Raw genomic sequence first — 15,600 nt, 5'->3', positions numbered from 1 at the left:
CGTCAGGTCCCCGTGGCCCCCCGCGCACAGGACGCGGCCGCCAGCACCGTGCGCACCTGATGCTCGACCTGGTCACCCAGCGGCACCGGCCGGGCGCGGAACCGGTCGGCGAAGGACTCGCACCACTCGGCGACGAGCCCTTCGAGGAGGGGCGCCCCCGGGGCCTCGGCTTCCACCAGGGCGCGCCGCAGCATCGCCGCGGCCCGCAGCGGCAGCCGGCGCCCGAAGGCGTCCACACTGCCCACATACGCCGTCGACAGGTCCGGCGGCGGCCCGTCGGTCCAGTCCCGGGCCAGCCCCGGCACCAGGGCCAGCGCCCACCGGGCGGCCCGCAGCAACGGCCCCTCGGGGCCCGGCAGCCGGGGCAGCGCCTGAGCGAGCACCCGCTCCACCTGGCCCGCGTCCGCGAGGAGCCGCCGCGCCAGATGGCGCAGCGCCGCCGCCGGGGCCGGGTGCGGGGCGATGTCGTCCACCAGGTCGCTCGCCCACATCGGTACCTCGACGACCGCCGTCAGGCCGCCGTACCGGTGGGCGTGGTACCAGGTGCTGTGCCGGGCGTCGTCCGGCATGCTCGGGTAGGCGGCGTGGCCGCCGGGCCGGGGCATCACGAACACCCCCGGCCCGGACACGGGCCAGCCCGCGGCGTCCGAGGCGCCCCTCTCCACCGGTATCCCCAGCTCGGCCGCGGACTTGGCGAACGGCTCGGCCAGCCCCGGCACGTCCTTCGTCAACTGCACCCAGCTGCCGCCGAGATCGGTGCCGTGCAGGGTCACCTGGAGGTAGGGCCGCAGCTCGTCCAGCACACCGAGCAGGGCGTGCGTCTCGGGCGGCAGCCGGTCCGGCGGCAGTACCGACGGCGACCACTCCGGCTGCTCGGGACCGGCCGGCCGGAAGAACCCCAGGTGGTAGTCGAACAGGGTGCGCGGCGCCGGGGTCGTGTGCAGACTCGCCCCGTCCGGGTCGGCGCAGAGCACGAAGTGCCAGGAGACACCGGCCCGCAACTCCCGGTCCCGCAGGACCCGTTCGGCCAGTGCGAGCACCGTGGAGCCGCCGGTCGGCTCGTTCGCGTGGGCGCCCGCGACGACCAGGACCGCCCGTCTCGCGTGGCCCACGGACAGCAGCCGCAGCGGCCGGCCCGCACGGGACACACCGATCCGCCGCAGCGCGCACAGCCCCGGCCGGCGCGCCGTCAGAGTCCGTGCCGCCGCCTCCAGTTCCGCCACCGTGGGATAACCGAGCTCCGACAGCAGACCCACCCCCGTCCAGTCCACCTGGCATCAGCATCCGCACACCCGGCACGGCCGAGTGGGGGATATGCCCAGTGTCCGCCTTTATGGGGGGCGGCGCCCAGGGGCGCCCGAGCGCACTCACCGATTCCCCGCACGAGAGCCACCGCTCCCCGCCCGGCACCGGGTGACGCCTTACCCGTCACCCCGGCGGGGGAGCCGCCCTCAGGCGCCGACCCGCTCCAGGAGCGCGACCGGCAGCGTCCCGAAGAGATCCGCCACCCGCACGTCGCCCGTGAACTCCCGCTCCCCACCGAGCACCTCGGCCCACCGGCCCTTCGGCAGCGTCAGCCGGGTGTCCCGCCAGCCCCCGGCCTCCGCCAGCCGCAGCGACAGCCGTGTCACCGCCGTGACCACCTCCCCGGACCGGGCGAAGGCCACACAGTGCCCGGCCCCGGGCCCCTCCGCCGACAGCGGCGCGTACGTCGCCGAGTCCCCGAACACCTCCGGCCGCCGCGCGCGCAGCCGCAGCGCGGCCGAGGTGAGCCGGAACTTCTCGGACGCGTCGGGGCCCGCGTCGCGCGGCGCGAAGGGCCGGCGGTTGTCCGGGTCCACCAGCGCCCGGTACTCGTCCTCCGTTCCCTGGTAGAGGTCCGGCACCCCCGGCATGGTCAGCTGCACCAGGGCCGCGCCGAGGCGGTTGGCCCGCACGTACGGCTCCAGCTCCTCCCGCAGCGCGGCGACCCGGGTGTCCATGGCGGGGCCCCGCGCGACGAACTCCGCCACCGCCCCTTCGTACGCCGGGTTCTGCTCGGTCCAGGAGGTGTGCAGACCGGCCTCCCGGACATGCTTCAGCAGGGCGTCCCGCAGCCGGTCGCCGTCCGCGGGCCCGAGCCCGAACGCCGTCTGCCAGGCCGCCCACGCCAGCTGCGGATCCGGCACACCGGCCCCGTCGCCGTCTTTGGCCCCCGTCACCTCCGCCAGGACGTCACCCCACCGCTGCGGGCACTCCGCGAGTACCGCGATCGCCGCCCGCACATCCGCGCTGCGCTTGGTGTCGTGCGTCGACAGCACGGTCCCCGTCGCCGGCCAGTCGCGCTGCACCCGGGCGCAGTAGGCGTGGAAGTCCTCGGCCGACACGGCCGGGCTGCCCGGATCGCCCCCCACCTCGTTCGCCGAGAGCAGCGGCACGTAGCGGTAGAACGCCGTGTCCTCCACCGACTTCGCCCGCAGCGCCGACGAGGTCTGCGCGAACCGGGCCCGGAACTCCGCGTGCTCCGGCCCGTCACCGACCCGGCCCAGCACCAGATCCCGTACGGCGTCCACCGACCGGGCCTCCTCGGGCACCACGAACAGCGCGCGCGCCTCGGCCGCGGCCTCCTCGGTGAGGACGAGGGAGGCGTCCTCGGAGGTGTACGGCCGGTACACCTCCATCCGCGCGAGCAGCTCGCACAGCGCGGTGCGCAGCGCCCACGGCGCCTGGTCGCGCAGCGAGAGCAGAGGGGAGCGCTCGCACAACCGGTGCGCCACCCGGGTGAGCCGCTCCACCTCGGCGACCAGCTCGTGCGTGAGCACCCGGTACGCGGCCCGCCGCACGGTCGACTCCCAGTCGCCGCCCCGGTCGGTCTGCGCGGCCGTGAACCGCCGGTACCGGTCCACCAGTTCATCGGCCCCCGCCGGGTCCGTGAACAGCCCGTCGACGTGCCGCAGCGCGTCGTAACCGGTCGTCCCCGCGACCGGCCAGGCCGCCGGAAGCGGCTCCCCGTCCGCCAGGATCTTCTCGACGACGGTCCACCGCCCGCCGGTCGCCCCGTGCAGCCGCCGCAGATAGGCGTCCGGGTCGGCGAGCCCGTCGGGGTGGTCGACCCGCAGCCCGTCGACGACTCCCTCCGCCAGCAGCCGCAGGATCTTCGCGTGGGTCGCGTCGAAGACGTCCGGTTCCTCGACCCGCACCCCGATCAGCTCCGAGATGCTGAAGAAGCGCCGGTAGTTCAGCTCCGTCCGGGCCAGCCGCCACCACACCGGCCGGTACCACTGCGCGTCCAGCAGCTGCGGCAGCGGCAGCTTCTCGGTGCCCTCCCGCAGCGGGAACACATGGTCGTAGTAGCGCAGCTCCCGCCCGTCGACCACGAACTGGTCGATCTCCGCGCCCAGCGGCCCCCCGAGCACCGGCAGCAGCAGCCGGCCGCCCTGTGCCTCCCAGTCGATGTCGAACCACCGCGCGTACGCCGACTCCGGCCCCTCCCGCAGCACCTCCCACAGCGCCCGGTTGTGCCGAGGGGCCATGGCCATGTGGTTCGGCACGATGTCCACGACGAGGCCGAGTCCGTGGTCCCGCGCGGTGCGGGCCAGCGCCCGCAGTCCCTCCTCGCCCCCGAGTTCCTCCCGCACCCGCCCGTGGTCGACCACGTCGTAGCCGTGCGCGGACCCGGGGACGGCCTCCAGGACGGGGGAGAGGTGCAGATGGGAGACGCCGAGGGAGGCGATGTACGGGACGGCGGCCGCGGCGGCGGCGAAGGGGAAGCCGGGCTGGAGCTGGATGCGGTAGGTGGCGGCAGGCACGACAGAGGTCATGCAGTCCTACGTACCCGCCCCACGACATTTGGAGCACCGTGACACGCGACGACACGTATCGCTTCCGGGGACGCGGGGGTCCTCGCGCATCACGGGGCACTCCACCTAGGCCGGCCTTCGGAAGACCACCAGACTCCGGTCCACCAGACTCACCCTCTCCCCGGCCGCCACCTTCGGCCCGTCCACCGGAACCGCGTCCTCGCGCCCCGTGTCCACCACCATCTGCCACTGCGGCCCGTGATTGACCGGCACCACGAACTCCAGCGGCTCGGCCGACGCGTTCACCATGAGCAGGAACGAGTCGTCGCCGATCCGCTCACCGCGCGCACCCGGCTCGGAGATCGCGTTGCCGTTCAGGAACACGCTCAACGCCCCGGCCTGCGCCGAGTCCCAGTCCCGCTGCTCCATCTCCTGGCCCTGCGGCGTGAACCAGGCGATGTCCGACAGCTCGTCGTGCGTCCCCTCCACCGGCCGCCCGTGGAAGAACCGGCGCCGCCGGAAGACGGGGTGGTCCTTGCGCAGCCACACCATCGCGCGCGTGAACTCCAGCAGGTCCCCGTAGACCCCGCCGTCGTCCCCGTCCCCGTCCTCGCCGCCGCCGTCTGACGGCCAGGGCACCCACGACAACTCGTTGTCCTGGCAGTACGCGTTGTTGTTGCCGCCCTGCGTACGCGCGAACTCGTCCCCGTGGCTGAGCATCGGCACGCCCTGCGACAGCATGAGGGTGGCGATGAAGTTCCGCATCTGGCGGACGCGCAGCGCGGTCACCCCGGGGTCGTCGGTCTCGCCCTCGGCCCCGCAGTTCCAGGACCGGTTGTGGCTCTCCCCGTCCCGGTTGTCCTCGCCGTTGGCGTCGTTGTGCTTCTCGTTGTAGGAGACCAGGTCCCGCATCGTGAATCCGTCGTGGCAGGTCACGAAGTTGATGGAGGCCAGCGGGCGTCGCCCGTCGTCCTGGTACAGGTCGGAGGAGCCGGTCAGCCGGGACGCGAACTCCGCGAGCGTGCGCGGCTCGCCCCGCCACAGGTCGCGCACGGTGTCGCGGTACTTGCCGTTCCACTCGGTCCACAGCGGCGGGAAGTTCCCCACCTGGTAGCCGCCCTCGCCGACGTCCCAGGGCTCGGCGATCAGCTTCACCTGGGAGACCACCGGGTCCTGCTGGACGAGGTCGAAGAACGACGACAGCCGGTCCACCTCGTGGAACTGCCGGGCCAGCGTCGCCGCGAGGTCGAAGCGGAAGCCGTCGACATGCATCTCGGTGACCCAGTACCGCAGCGAGTCCATGATCAGCTGCAGGACGTGCGGCGACCGCATCAGCAGGGAGTTGCCCGTGCCCGTGGTGTCCATGTAGTAGCGCGGGTCGTCCGTGAGCCGGTAGTACGACGGGTTGTCGAGGCCCTTGAAGGAGAGCGTCGGCCCCAGGTGGTTGCCCTCGGCGGTGTGGTTGTAGACCACGTCGAGGATGACCTCGATCCCCGCCTCGTGCAGCGCCCGCACCGCCGACTTGAACTCCAGCACCTGCTGTCCCCGGTCGCCCCAGGAGGCGTACGCGTTGTGCGGGGCGAAGAAGCCGATCGTGTTGTAGCCCCAGTAGTTGCCGAGGCCCATGTCGGCGAGCCGGTGGTCGTTCACGAACTGGTGTACGGGCATCAGCTCCAGCGCCGTGACGCCCAGCGCGGTCAGATGCTCGATGATCGCCGGATGGGCGAGCGCCGCGTACGTGCCGCGCAGTTCCTCGGGCAGCCCCGGGTGGCGCATGGTGAGGCCCTTGACATGGGCCTCGTAGATCACCGTGTGGTGGTACTCGGTGCGGGGCCGCCGGTCGTCGCCCCAGTCGAAGTAGGGATTGACCACGACGGACGTCATCATGTGGGGCGCCGAGTCGAGGTCGTTGCGCTCCTCGGGCGCCCCGAAGCGGTAGCCGTACACCTCCTCGCCCCACTTGACCGCGCCGCTGATGGCGCGCGCGTACGGGTCGAGGAGCAGCTTCGCGGAGTTGGAGCGCAGCCCGCGCTCCGGCGCGTACGGGCCGTGCACGCGGAAGCCGTACCGCTGTCCCGGCATCACGCCGGGCAGGTACGCGTGCCGCACGAACGCGTCCGTCTCGCGCAGTTCCACCGCCGTCTCGGAGCCGTCGTCGTCCAGCAGACACAGCTCGACTCGATGCGCGGCCTCCGAGAAGACCGCGAAGTTGGTACCGGCGCCGTCGTACGTGGCACCGAGTGGATACGCCTGTCCAGGCCAGACCTGCATGGATACGACTCTTCCAGTTGTCGCGCGCCGCTGGGGGCGACTCCGAGGGGAGTCTCCCCCAAACTGATGGAACCTCCTAGGACATACGTCCCTCCTGCCCAGTGCGGGACACTTCGTGACGCTCCGGAGGCCGCCAGTGTCGGGTCCTCGCCGCCGACCACCTATGAATCAGCTCACTCCCGGCCCGGCGACGGGGCGGAACAGGGCCGTCACGTGCGGTAGTTGGGAAACGACCTGTCCATCCGGCTGTATCGTCATCCGCTACCGGAGTACCCTCCTTGATCGTTGAGTAGGGGTCGGCTCAGGGGAGCGGAAGGCGGTACGCGGGTGGGCTCGGGAGGGCTGGAGCTGCCTCCTGGTGACACGGGCGACACGGGTCACGAGGGGAACTCCACGGATGTCCCGCCCGGCGCGGTGTCCCTGGCACGGCCGATGGAGACGGGATCCATCGGCCCGGAACTGGACTGGAACGCCGATGCCTGGCTCGAAGTGCGCACCCGCGCCCAGCGGGCCGGCCGCGCCTACATCTGGCTGAACCTCGTCGAACAGCGGCTGCGCGCCGTGGTGGCCGCCGTGCTGCGGCCCGTCTACGAGCCCGTCCACGGCGACGACTGGGTGGTCGCCGCCGCCGGACCCGCAGGTCAGGAGTGGGTGCAGCGTGCCGTCGCCGTACGCGAGGTCAGCCGTCGCAAGGGCTATCTGCTCGACCCCGCCGACGACAACACCCTGAGCTTCCTCACCCTGCCCCAGCTGCGCGAGCTGATGGTGCAGCACTGGCCCTGCTTCGAGCCCTACATCGACGAGCGGCGCGACGTGGAACTGGCCCTGGACGAATTGGAGGTCACCCGGAACGTCGTCTCCCGCAACCGGGCCCTGTCCGAGGCCGTCCTCGCCCAGGCCGAGCGTGCCTCGGCGAAGCTGCTGGAGATCCTGGGAGCGGGCAGTGACGTGCCCTCCGCGCGCCGGCTGCCCGTTGACGCGGTCGAGGAGCTGGTCGGCGACCGGTACGCGGACGTCGTCGGCGTCCACCCCGACCGGGTGCGGCTGCTGCGGCAGTTCCCCGCCGAGGACCTCTTCGGCGGCGCCCGCCGCCTCGACGCCATCGGCATAGGCCTGAACCTGCTCGTGCAGAACTTCTCCGGGCGGCGGCTCGTGCGGCTCGCCGAGTCGGGCTGCCGGGCGCGGCTGCTCTTCCTCAACCCGGCGTCCAGCGCGGTCAAGCGGCGTGAGCGCGAACTGGGCATAAAGAGGGGTGAGTTGAGCCGGGCGGTGGAGATGAACATCCTCCATATGCGCCGGGTCCGCTCGCGGCTGCGCGACCCCGACGCCTTCGAGATCCAGGTCTTCGACGAGACGCCCCGCTTCACCGCCTACCTCGTGGACGGCGACGGCTCGGACGGGGTCGCGGTCGTCCAGACGTATCTGCGCCGCACCCGGGGCATGGAGGCGCCGGTCCTCGTGCTGCGCGGCGGCAGCCGGGTGCTCAAAGCCGGCGACAACGGCGAAGTCGGGCTTTTGGACACCTACCGGGAGGAGTTCGAAGTGGCGTGGGCGGACTCGCGACCGGTGTCGTGAGCCGGGCGTGACGCGGGCCGTGACACGGTGGCGCGGCGTCAGGCGGAATGCGGTCCTCGGATTGTCAGTGGCCCATGCGATGGTGGTGGTCACTGGGGGAAAGCACCACCAAGAAGGGGGGCCAGCATGGGTTGGCACCGGCAGCTGCTGATCGGCTTCGACCTGGAGACCACCGGGACGGACCCGCGCGAGGCGCGTATCGTCACGGGCGCGGTGATCGAGGTCAGGGACGGGGAGCCGGTCGGACACCGGGAATGGCTGGCCGATCCGGGCATGGAGATCCCGGAGGAGGCGGTGGCGGTGCACGGCATCACCAACGCCCGCGCGGTCGCCGAGGGCAGACCCGCCGACCAGGTCGCCGACGCCATCGCCGACGTCCTCGTCTCCTACTGGAGGACGGGCGTCCCGGTCGTGGCGTACAACGCGGCCTTCGACCTGACCCTGCTCTCCGCCGAGCTGCGCCGGCACGCCCTGCCGTCCCTGCGCGACCGGCTCGGCACCGACCCGGCGCCGGTCATCGACCCGTACACGATCGACCGTTCCGTCGACCGCTACCGCCGCGGCAAGCGCAACCTCGAAGCGGTCTGCGGGGAGTACGGCGTCGCGCTCGACAGCGCGCACGACGCCTCCGCCGACGCCCTGGCCGCCGCCCGGCTCGCCCGCGCGATAGCCCAGCGCCACCCGAAGGTCGCCGCCCTCGGCCCGGCCGAGCTGCACCGCCGCCAGATCGAGTGGTACGCCGAATGGGCCGCCGACTTCCAGGCCTTCCTGCGCCGCAAGGGCAACCCCGAGGCGGTCGTGGACGCGACCTGGCCGCTGCGCGAGTCGGCCGAGGAGACGGTATGACGGCCGCCGCGATCTCCCTGCGCGAAGTCCGGGACGGCGACCTGCCGTTGTACTGGGAGTTCTCCTCCGATCCGGAGGGCCGGCGGATCGCCGCCTTCACGGGGGCGTACCACTACGACCGCGCGCTCTTCGACGCCCACTGGGCGAAGGTCCGTGCCGACCCCGACGTCCTGGCGCGCACGGTGCTCGCCGACGGCGAGGTCGTCGGCACCGCCGCCGTCTACGGGCCGCCGGACGAACGCGAGGTCACGTACTGGATCGACCGCGCCCACTGGGGCCGGGGCCTCGCCACGGCCGCGCTCGGCGCCCTGATCGACCTGGTCCCCACCCGGCCCCTGCACGCCCACGCGGCCGCCGACAACACCGGCTCGATCCGCGTGCTGGAGAAGTGCGGCTTCGTCGTCACCGGCCACGACCGGGGCTTCGCCCGGGCCCGTGACGCCGAGATCGACGAGGTGGCGCTCATCCTCCGGGCCGTCTGACCGGGCCCCGCTCAGAACGGATACCAGCGGACCGTCTCGTCCCCCTCGCGCAGCGAGGCGACACGGCGTGCGAACTCGGCCGCCGCCGCCGGGTTGCCCGGCGCGTGCTGCGCCACCCAGGCGCAGCTCGCCGTCTCGCGGGCGCCCCGCAGCACCGAGCAGCCGTCCCACTCCCGCACGTCCCAGCCGTAGGTGGTCGTGAAGGCCTCGTAGTCCCGCGTCGGCAGCCCGTAGCGGTCGTGGGAGAGGGCCATGACGACGAGGTCGTGCTCGCGCAGGTCGCCGGAGAAGGTCTCCAGGTCGACGAGGACGGGGCCGTCCGGGCCGACGTGCACGTTGCGGGGGAGGGCGTCGCCGTGGATCGGGCCCGGGGGCAGCCGCGGGGTGAGGACGGCCGCGGCCGCCGCGAAGCCGTCGCGCCGCTCGCGGAGGTAGGCCGCGTCCGCCGGGTCGATCGCGTCGCCGGCCAGGCGCAGCCAGCGCTCCACGCCGCCCAGCAGTTCACGGCGGGGAAGTGCGAAGGGCGGGGCGGGGAGGTCGTGGACCAGTCGTAGGAGTTCGGCCAAATCGCGGGGACCTGCGGGGCGTACGGAGTCGGGCAGGCGGTGCCACACGGTCACCGGGTGCCCCTCGACGAGCAGCGCCTTCGGCTCGGCGGCCCGTACGGCCGGGAGGCCCGCCTCGGCGAGCCAGGCCGCGATGCCCAGTTCGCGGCGGGCCCGGTCCAGGAGTTCGGCGTCGCGGCCCACCCTGACCACCAGGTCACCGGCCGCGAACACCGCGTTCTCGCCCAGCGCGAGCAGCCGCGCGTCCCCGGCCGCACCGGGCAGCACACCGGCCGCGTCCAGGACGTCCCGCGCCCGTGCCTCGTCCATCCGTCGCCTCCGTGTCCGTACGGCCGCCGCTCCCCTCGGGGGCGTCGGGTTCACGCCATTCGGAGCCAGTCTCGCATTCGCACAGGTCGGAGCCTGTGCGCGCTGCCTTGACGCCCTGTCATGCCCTCAGGACCATGACGGACATGACCTTGGCGACCGCGAAGCCGAAACGCACGCGACCGGCCAAGCGGCGCACCCCGGCGGACGGCCGGGAGCGGCGCCCGATCGACCACGGCGCCTGGTTCCTGGTGCTGCCCGCGCTGATCCCCATCCTGGTGCTGAGCGTCGGACCGCTGCTCTACGGGATCGCGCTGGCGTTCACCGACGCCCAGTCCGGCCGGACCGCACCCACCCGCTGGATCGGCACCCTCAACTTCCAGGACCTGCTGCACGACACCCTCTTCCGGGAGTCGTTCCGCATCGGCCTGCTATGGGCGTTCGGTGTCACCGTGCCGCAGTTCCTGCTGGCCCTCGGTCTCGCCCTGCTCCTGAACCAGCCCCTGCGGCTGCGCTGGGCGGCACGGGCGCTCGCGATCGTCCCCTGGGCGATGCCCGAGGTGGTCGTCGGCATCATGTGGCGGCTCGTCTACAACCCCGACGCGGGCATTCTCAACGAGACCCTCCGCGACCTGGGCCTCGGCGACGGCCGCGACTGGCTGAGCGGACTGGCCACGGCGCTCCCCGCCGTCATGGTGGTCGGCGTCTGGGCGGGCCTGCCCCAGACCACCGTCGCCCTGCTCGCCGGGCTGCAGAACACCCCGCGCGAACTGCACGAGGCTGCCGCCATGGACGGCGCCGGCGCCTGGCGCCGCTTCCGCACGGTCACCTGGCCCGCCCTCAGACCCGTCGCCCTCGCCATCTCCGCGCTCAACCTGATCTGGAACTTCAACTCCTTCGCCCTGGTCTACGTCCTGACCAACGGCGGCCCCGGCGGCCGCACCCGCCTGCCGATGCTCTTCGCGTACGAGGAGGCGTTCCGCTATGGGCAGTTCGGGTACGCGGCGGCGATGGGATGCGTGATGGTCGCGGTGATCTCGACCGTCCTCGCCTTCAGTCTGGCCGGCCGGCTGAGGCGGGGTGGTGAGGCATGAGGTCCAGCGGGACCGCGCGCACCGGCCAGTACCTGGCCCTTCTCGCGTATCTCGTCTTCCTCGCGTTCCCCTTCCTCTGGCTGGTCTCCACCGCCTTCAAACCGGCGCGCGAGCTGGGAAGTCTCCATCCGACCTGGATCCCGGGGAACCCGACCCTCGCCAACTTCCGCCAGGCCTTCGACGAACAGCCGCTGCTGGAGGCCGCGCTGAACTCACTCCTCGCGGCGCTCGGCGCGGCGCTCGTCGCCGTACTCGTCGCCACCCCGATGGCCTACGTCATGGCCCGGCACCGCACGACGCTGTCGCGCATGGCGACCGGGTGGGTGGTGGTCAGCCAGGCGTTCCCGTTCGTGCTGGTGATCATCCCGCTGTTCCTGGTGCTGAAGAACCTGCGGCTGATCGACTCCGTGCCCGGGCTGGTCATGGTCTACGTGGTGTGGGCGCTGCCGTTCGCGCTGTGGATGCTCGTCGGCTACGTCCGGGCCGTGCCCGTCGAGCTGGAGGAGGCGGCCGCGGTGGACGGGGCCGGGAGGCTGCGGACGCTGGTGTCGGTGACGGCGCCGCTGCTGGCCCCGGGCATCGTGGCGACGGCGCTGTTCGCGTTCATCACCGCGTGGAACGAGTTCTTCTTCGCGCTGGTGCTGCTGAAGACCCCGCAGAAGCAGACTCTCCCGGTCGTCCTCACCCACTTCATCGGCGCGGAGGGCGCGGCCGACCTCGGCCCGCTGGCCGCCGCGGCGTTCCTCGCGACGCTCCCCTCGCTGGTCGTCTTCGCGGTCATCCAGAAACGGATCACGGGCGGCATGCTCGCCGGGGCGGTGAAGAGCTGATGCGCGCCCGATGGCCCGTCGCGGCCCTGCTGCTGTGCCTCCTGGCAGGCGGCTGCACGACCGGCGACGGTGACCCCGCCGACGGCCGGGTCACCCTCCGCTTCCAGTCCCTGGCCTGGCAGAAGGAGTCGGTCGCCGTCAACAAGGAGCTGGTGAAGGAGTGGAACGCCACCCACCCGGGCGTCGAGGTCGAGTACGTCCAGGGGAGTTGGGACAGTGTCCACGACCAGCTGCTCACCTCCTTCGAGGGCGGTGAGGCACCGGACATCATCCACGACGCCTCCGACGACCTCGCGGACTTCGCGTACGGCGGCTACCTCGCCGACCTGCGTGAGCTGCTGCCCGAGCGGCTCAGGACGGACATTCCGGGGCGCAGTTGGGAGACGACGACGTTCGGGGACGGGATCTACGGGGTGCCGTTCCTCCAGGAACCGAGGGTGCTGATCGCCAACGCGACGTGGTTGCGGAAGTCGGGCGTGCGCGTTCCGACCCCCGGGGACCCGTGGAGCTGGGCGGAGTTCGGCGAGGTCGTCGAGAAGCTGAGCGGCGACGGCGGGTACGGGGTCGCCTGGCCGCTGAAGGAGCCGGTGTCGGCCACCCTGAACCTCTCCCTCTCGGCGGGCGGGCGGCTGTTCCACCGGGACGCGGACGGCCGGGCCGAGGTCCGCTTCGAGGCGGCCGACGCCGTCGTCCCGAGGACCGTGCGGGATCAGGTGAACACCGACGGGAGCGCGCCCCGCACCACGCTGGGCATGGGCGGCTCCGACACCCTGCCCGGTTTCTTCGGCGGCAGGTACGCGATGGTCCCGCTCGGCTTCTCGTACCGCCAGCAGATCGTGCAGCAGGCCCCCGAGGGCTTCGACTGGCAGGTGCTGCCCGCCCCGGCCGGCGCCGACGGCCTCACCCAGGGCGTCAGCCCGCAGACCCTCTCGGTCGCCGAGGACAGCCCGCACAAGAAGGAGGCCGCCGAGTTCATCGACTTCCTGCTGCGCCCGGAGAACATGGTCCGCCTCGCCCTCGGCGACTGGATGCTTCCGACCGGCACCGAGGCCCTGAAGGACCCGGCGCTGCGCACGAGCGAGCACGACTGGGCCGTCGGCACGGCTCTCGCCGCCCACCTCCGCTCCGCCCCCGCCCAGTCCGTGCGCGGCTACCCGGAGTGGAAGGACAAGGTCGCCACCCCCGCCTACCAGGAGTACTACAGCGGCGCGATCGGCCTCGACGAGCTGCGCGACCGGCTGGAGGACGACGGGAACCTGGTGCTGGCCCGCTACCAGCGATGAGCCGTGGGCCGGAAACAACTTGCACGAGACGTCTCGTCTCTCATACGGTCATGGTCATGCCCTCCCACATCGCCATGTTCTCCATCGCCGCCCACGGTCACGTGAACCCCAGCCTCGAAGTGATCCGCGAGCTGGTGGCCCGCGGGCACCGGGTCACGTACGCGATCCCGCCCGCCTTCGCCGAGAAGGTCGCGGAGGCCGGTGCCGAGCCGAAGCTCTGGCACTCGACACTGCCCGGCCCCGACGCCGACCCCGAGGCCTGGGGCACCACCCTCCTCGACAACGTGGAGCCCTTCCTGGACGACGCGATCCAGGCCCTGCCCCAGCTCGTCGAGGCGTACGAGGGCGACGAACCCGACCTGGTGCTCCACGACATCACCTCCTACCCCGCGCCCGTTCTCGCCCGCCGCTGGGGCGTGCGGGCCGTCTCGCTCTCCCCGAACCTGGTCGCCTGGACCGGCTACGAGGAGGAGGTCGCCGCGCCCATGTGGGCCGAGCCGAAGAAGACCGAGCGGGGCCGTGCCTACTACGCCCGCTTCCAGGCCTGGCTGGACGAGAACGGGATGGACACGGACCCCGACTCCTTCGGCGCCCGCCCGGACCGCTCGCTGGTCCTCATCCCGAAGGCCCTCCAGCCGCATGCCGACCGGGTCGACGAGAGCCTCCACACCTTCGTCGGTGCCTGTCAGGGCGACCGTGCGGCACAGGGCGACTGGACGCGGCCGGCGCACGCCGAGAAGGTGCTGCTCGTCTCGCTCGGGTCGGCCTTCACCAAGCAGCCCGACTTCTACCGCGCGTGCGTGCGGGCCTTCGGTGACCTGCCCGGCTGGCACACGGTGCTCCAGGTCGGCAGGCACGTCGACCCGGCGGAGCTGGGTGAGATCCCGGCCGGTGTGGAGGTGCGGGACTGGGTGCCGCAGCTCGCGATCCTCAGGCAGGCCGACGTGTTCATCACCCACGCGGGCGCCGGCGGCAGTCAGGAAGGGCTCGCCACCGCCACGCCCATGGTCGCCGTACCGCAGGCCGTCGACCAGTTCGGCAACGCCGACATGCTCCAGTCGCTCGGCGTCGCCCGTCACCTCCCCAAGGAGGAGGCGACGGCGGACGCCCTGCGCGAGGCGGTCCTCTCCCTCGTCGACGACCCCGACGTGGCCCGCCGGCTCAAGGAGCTGCAGCGGGAGATGGCGGCGGAGGGCGGCACCCGACGCGCCGCAGACCTCATCGAGGCGGAGCTGACCGGTGGTTCGGGGCGGCGCGGATAAGTGGCGGATAGCGGGGCAAGCCATCAGGTTCCACGTTTACCGTGAAGTCCCGGCACATTTTAGGTAACGGTCCGGTCGTTTCATAACGTTGGGGTAACGCCGGTCCCGCGAGGTGGACGCATTGACTCTGTTGCCGGGTTGGACCGTTACCCCCTGCGAAAGGTTGTGGTCGGCGCTTCTTGTTCCTCGGATGAACGAAACCCAAGCTGGGTGTGAATTCATTTCGAACGCCAGGAAGTTGACCCATGCGCCGAGACATACCCGACCTCGCGGAAGTGCGCCGCGTCACGCAGAAGAAGCGGGACGCCTGGTGGACCGTGCTGCTCGTCGACCCGGTCGCCACACCGTTGGTGCGGCTGACCGCGAAGTACACGAGGATCACACCCAACCAGCTGACCTGGGGTGCCTTCGTACTGGGTCTGGTCTCCGCCGCCTTCTTCGCGCTCGGCGACTGGCGCTGGCTGATCGCCGGCGCCGTCGTCTACCACCTGAGCTTCATCCTCGACTGCATGGACGGCAAGGTCGCACGGCTCACCGGCCAGGGGTCCGTGTTCGGGGCCTGGCTCGACTTCGTCTTCGACCGCGTCCGGGTCGCAGCCTGCTCGGTGGCCCTGATGGCAGGGCAGTACCACCGCACCGGCGAGACCTTCTACATCTGGCTCGCCGCCGCCGTCATCGGCTGCGACGCCCTGCGCTACATCAACTCCCTGGAGACCTTCAAGGTCCGCCACACCATGCGCAAGCAGATCAAGGCCCGGCTGCGCGAGGCCCGCCGCGCCGAGAACGAGCGGGAACTGGCCTTCATGGAGGACCTGCTGCGCGAGAACCCCGAGGCCGACATCGAGCAGGACCTGCGCACGGCCACCGCCGAGGTCACCCAGGCCGCGCCGCAGACCCAGGTCGTCGACCTGCACCAGGAGTTCCGCCGCCGCTTCCCCGCCTATCTGCGCGTCCGGTCCTTCCTGCTGCGCCACCGGGTCCGCCCCCACCTGATCAGCGGCATCGAGTTCCAGATGGGCGTCTTCATGATCGGCCCGTTCATCGACTCCGTGATGATGGCGACCATCGTCTCCGGCGCCCTGCTGCTCGTCTTCGAGCTGGCCATCGTCTACAAGCTGCTGCTCTCCACCCGCGACTTCACCCGCACCCTGGACTCCTTCGACCGGGGGGACATGGCCGCGGCCGCCTGAGCCGGTCGGCCCGACGGGGACACGCACGGGGGTACGGACGGGGCCGGAGGCGATGACATCGCCTCCGGCCCCGGCCCGAACCCCCCCCCCGGGGCGAGGGGGAACCACACGTACAC

11 protein-coding genes and 1 pseudogene are annotated in these 15,600 nt (G+C 72.1%); 8 read left to right on the top strand and 4 right to left on the bottom strand.

Annotation, left to right across the window (positions count from 1 at the left end; genetic code table 11):
* Positions 1-2 precede the first annotated feature (2 nt).
* The 3 genes from ACWCRJ_RS21565 to glgX all read right to left on the bottom strand — a co-directional run bounded on the left by ACWCRJ_RS21565 (position 3) and on the right by glgX (position 6,050).
* Positions 3-1,256: a M14 family zinc carboxypeptidase gene (locus ACWCRJ_RS21565; protein ID WP_450940901.1), complete on the bottom strand. Its 1,254-nt coding sequence runs from the start codon at positions 1,254-1,256 to the stop codon at positions 3-5.
* Positions 1,257-1,451: 195 nt separating this feature from the next.
* Complete coding sequence (gene treY, locus ACWCRJ_RS21560; protein WP_450940785.1) at positions 1,452-3,800, bottom strand: malto-oligosyltrehalose synthase; 2,349 nt, start codon at positions 3,798-3,800, stop codon at positions 1,452-1,454.
* A 105-nt stretch (positions 3,801-3,905) separates the two neighbouring features.
* Positions 3,906-6,050 carry a glycogen debranching protein GlgX gene (glgX, locus tag ACWCRJ_RS21555; RefSeq protein ID WP_450940784.1) on the bottom strand — a complete coding sequence of 715 codons (2,145 nt, stop codon included), beginning with the start codon at positions 6,048-6,050 and terminating at the stop codon, positions 3,906-3,908.
* 327 nt (positions 6,051-6,377) lie between these two features.
* On the opposite strand from glgX, the gene ACWCRJ_RS21550 reads away from it, so the two are divergent.
* The 3 genes from ACWCRJ_RS21550 to ACWCRJ_RS21540 all read left to right on the top strand — a co-directional run bounded on the left by ACWCRJ_RS21550 (position 6,378) and on the right by ACWCRJ_RS21540 (position 8,953).
* A complete protein-coding gene (locus ACWCRJ_RS21550) occupies positions 6,378-7,625 on the top strand; it encodes an SAV2148 family HEPN domain-containing protein (protein ID WP_450940783.1) in 1,248 nt (415 codons plus the stop codon).
* A 126-nt stretch (positions 7,626-7,751) separates the two neighbouring features.
* On the top strand, positions 7,752-8,471 hold the full coding sequence (locus tag ACWCRJ_RS21545; protein WP_450940782.1) for an exonuclease domain-containing protein: 720 nt from the start codon (positions 7,752-7,754) through the stop codon (positions 8,469-8,471).
* Entirely contained in the window at positions 8,468-8,953 is a 486-nt protein-coding gene (locus ACWCRJ_RS21540; protein ID WP_450940781.1) for a GNAT family N-acetyltransferase, read from the top strand. Before ACWCRJ_RS21545 ends, ACWCRJ_RS21540 begins: the two co-directional genes overlap by 4 nt.
* Positions 8,954-8,964: 11 nt before the next feature.
* Here the strand turns inward: ACWCRJ_RS21540 and ACWCRJ_RS21535 are convergent, their stop codons facing one another.
* Positions 8,965-9,828 (bottom strand): phosphotransferase enzyme family protein, encoded by an 864-nt coding sequence (locus tag ACWCRJ_RS21535; protein ID WP_450940780.1) that lies wholly within the window; start codon positions 9,826-9,828, stop codon positions 8,965-8,967.
* A 143-nt stretch (positions 9,829-9,971) separates the two neighbouring features.
* On the opposite strand from ACWCRJ_RS21535, the gene ACWCRJ_RS21530 reads away from it, so the two are divergent.
* The 5 genes and pseudogenes from ACWCRJ_RS21530 (at position 9,972) to ACWCRJ_RS21510 (ending at position 15,484) form a co-directional block, all read left to right on the top strand.
* Positions 9,972-10,919, top strand: a complete 948-nt coding sequence (locus tag ACWCRJ_RS21530; RefSeq protein ID WP_450940779.1) for a carbohydrate ABC transporter permease — start codon at positions 9,972-9,974, stop codon at positions 10,917-10,919.
* Positions 10,916-11,749 carry a carbohydrate ABC transporter permease gene (locus ACWCRJ_RS21525; RefSeq protein ID WP_450940778.1) on the top strand — a complete coding sequence of 278 codons (834 nt, stop codon included), beginning with the start codon at positions 10,916-10,918 and terminating at the stop codon, positions 11,747-11,749. The genes ACWCRJ_RS21530 and ACWCRJ_RS21525 overlap by 4 nt, the downstream gene beginning before the upstream one ends.
* Positions 11,749-13,032 (top strand): ABC transporter substrate-binding protein, encoded by a 1,284-nt coding sequence (locus tag ACWCRJ_RS21520; protein WP_450940777.1) that lies wholly within the window; start codon positions 11,749-11,751, stop codon positions 13,030-13,032. Before ACWCRJ_RS21525 ends, ACWCRJ_RS21520 begins: the two co-directional genes overlap by 1 nt.
* Positions 13,033-13,051: 19 nt before the next feature.
* Positions 13,052-14,294 (top strand): annotated as a pseudogene (gene mgt, locus ACWCRJ_RS21515) (macrolide-inactivating glycosyltransferase).
* A 245-nt stretch (positions 14,295-14,539) separates the two neighbouring features.
* Entirely contained in the window at positions 14,540-15,484 is a 945-nt protein-coding gene (locus tag ACWCRJ_RS21510) for a CDP-alcohol phosphatidyltransferase family protein (protein ID WP_005481997.1), read from the top strand.
* The last annotated feature ends 116 nt before the right edge of the window (positions 15,485-15,600 follow it).

The sequence above is a fragment of the Streptomyces sp. NPDC002324 genome (assembly GCF_053593335.1).
Note: the sequence above shows the minus strand (reverse complement) of the source record. Positions and strands in the feature narration are given on the sequence as shown.

What these genes read in the sequence shown, in the direction of transcription:
- ACWCRJ_RS21540 (WP_450940781.1), top strand. Translation starts at nt 8,468, where the DNA reads ATGACGGCCGCCGCGATCTCCCTGCGCGAAGTCCGGGACGGCGACCTG.
- ACWCRJ_RS21520 (WP_450940777.1), top strand. Translation starts at nt 11,749, where the DNA reads ATGCGCGCCCGATGGCCCGTCGCGGCCCTGCTGCTGTGCCTCCTGGCA.
- ACWCRJ_RS21545 (WP_450940782.1), top strand. Translation starts at nt 7,752, where the DNA reads ATGGGTTGGCACCGGCAGCTGCTGATCGGCTTCGACCTGGAGACCACC.
- treY (WP_450940785.1), bottom strand. Translation starts at nt 3,800, where the DNA reads ATGACCTCTGTCGTGCCTGCCGCCACCTACCGCATCCAGCTCCAGCCC.
- ACWCRJ_RS21535 (WP_450940780.1), bottom strand. Translation starts at nt 9,828, where the DNA reads ATGGACGAGGCACGGGCGCGGGACGTCCTGGACGCGGCCGGTGTGCTG.
- ACWCRJ_RS21530 (WP_450940779.1), top strand. Translation starts at nt 9,972, where the DNA reads ATGACCTTGGCGACCGCGAAGCCGAAACGCACGCGACCGGCCAAGCGG.
- ACWCRJ_RS21510 (WP_005481997.1), top strand. Translation starts at nt 14,540, where the DNA reads ATGCGCCGAGACATACCCGACCTCGCGGAAGTGCGCCGCGTCACGCAG.
- ACWCRJ_RS21525 (WP_450940778.1), top strand. Translation starts at nt 10,916, where the DNA reads ATGAGGTCCAGCGGGACCGCGCGCACCGGCCAGTACCTGGCCCTTCTC.
- glgX (WP_450940784.1), bottom strand. Translation starts at nt 6,050, where the DNA reads ATGCAGGTCTGGCCTGGACAGGCGTATCCACTCGGTGCCACGTACGAC.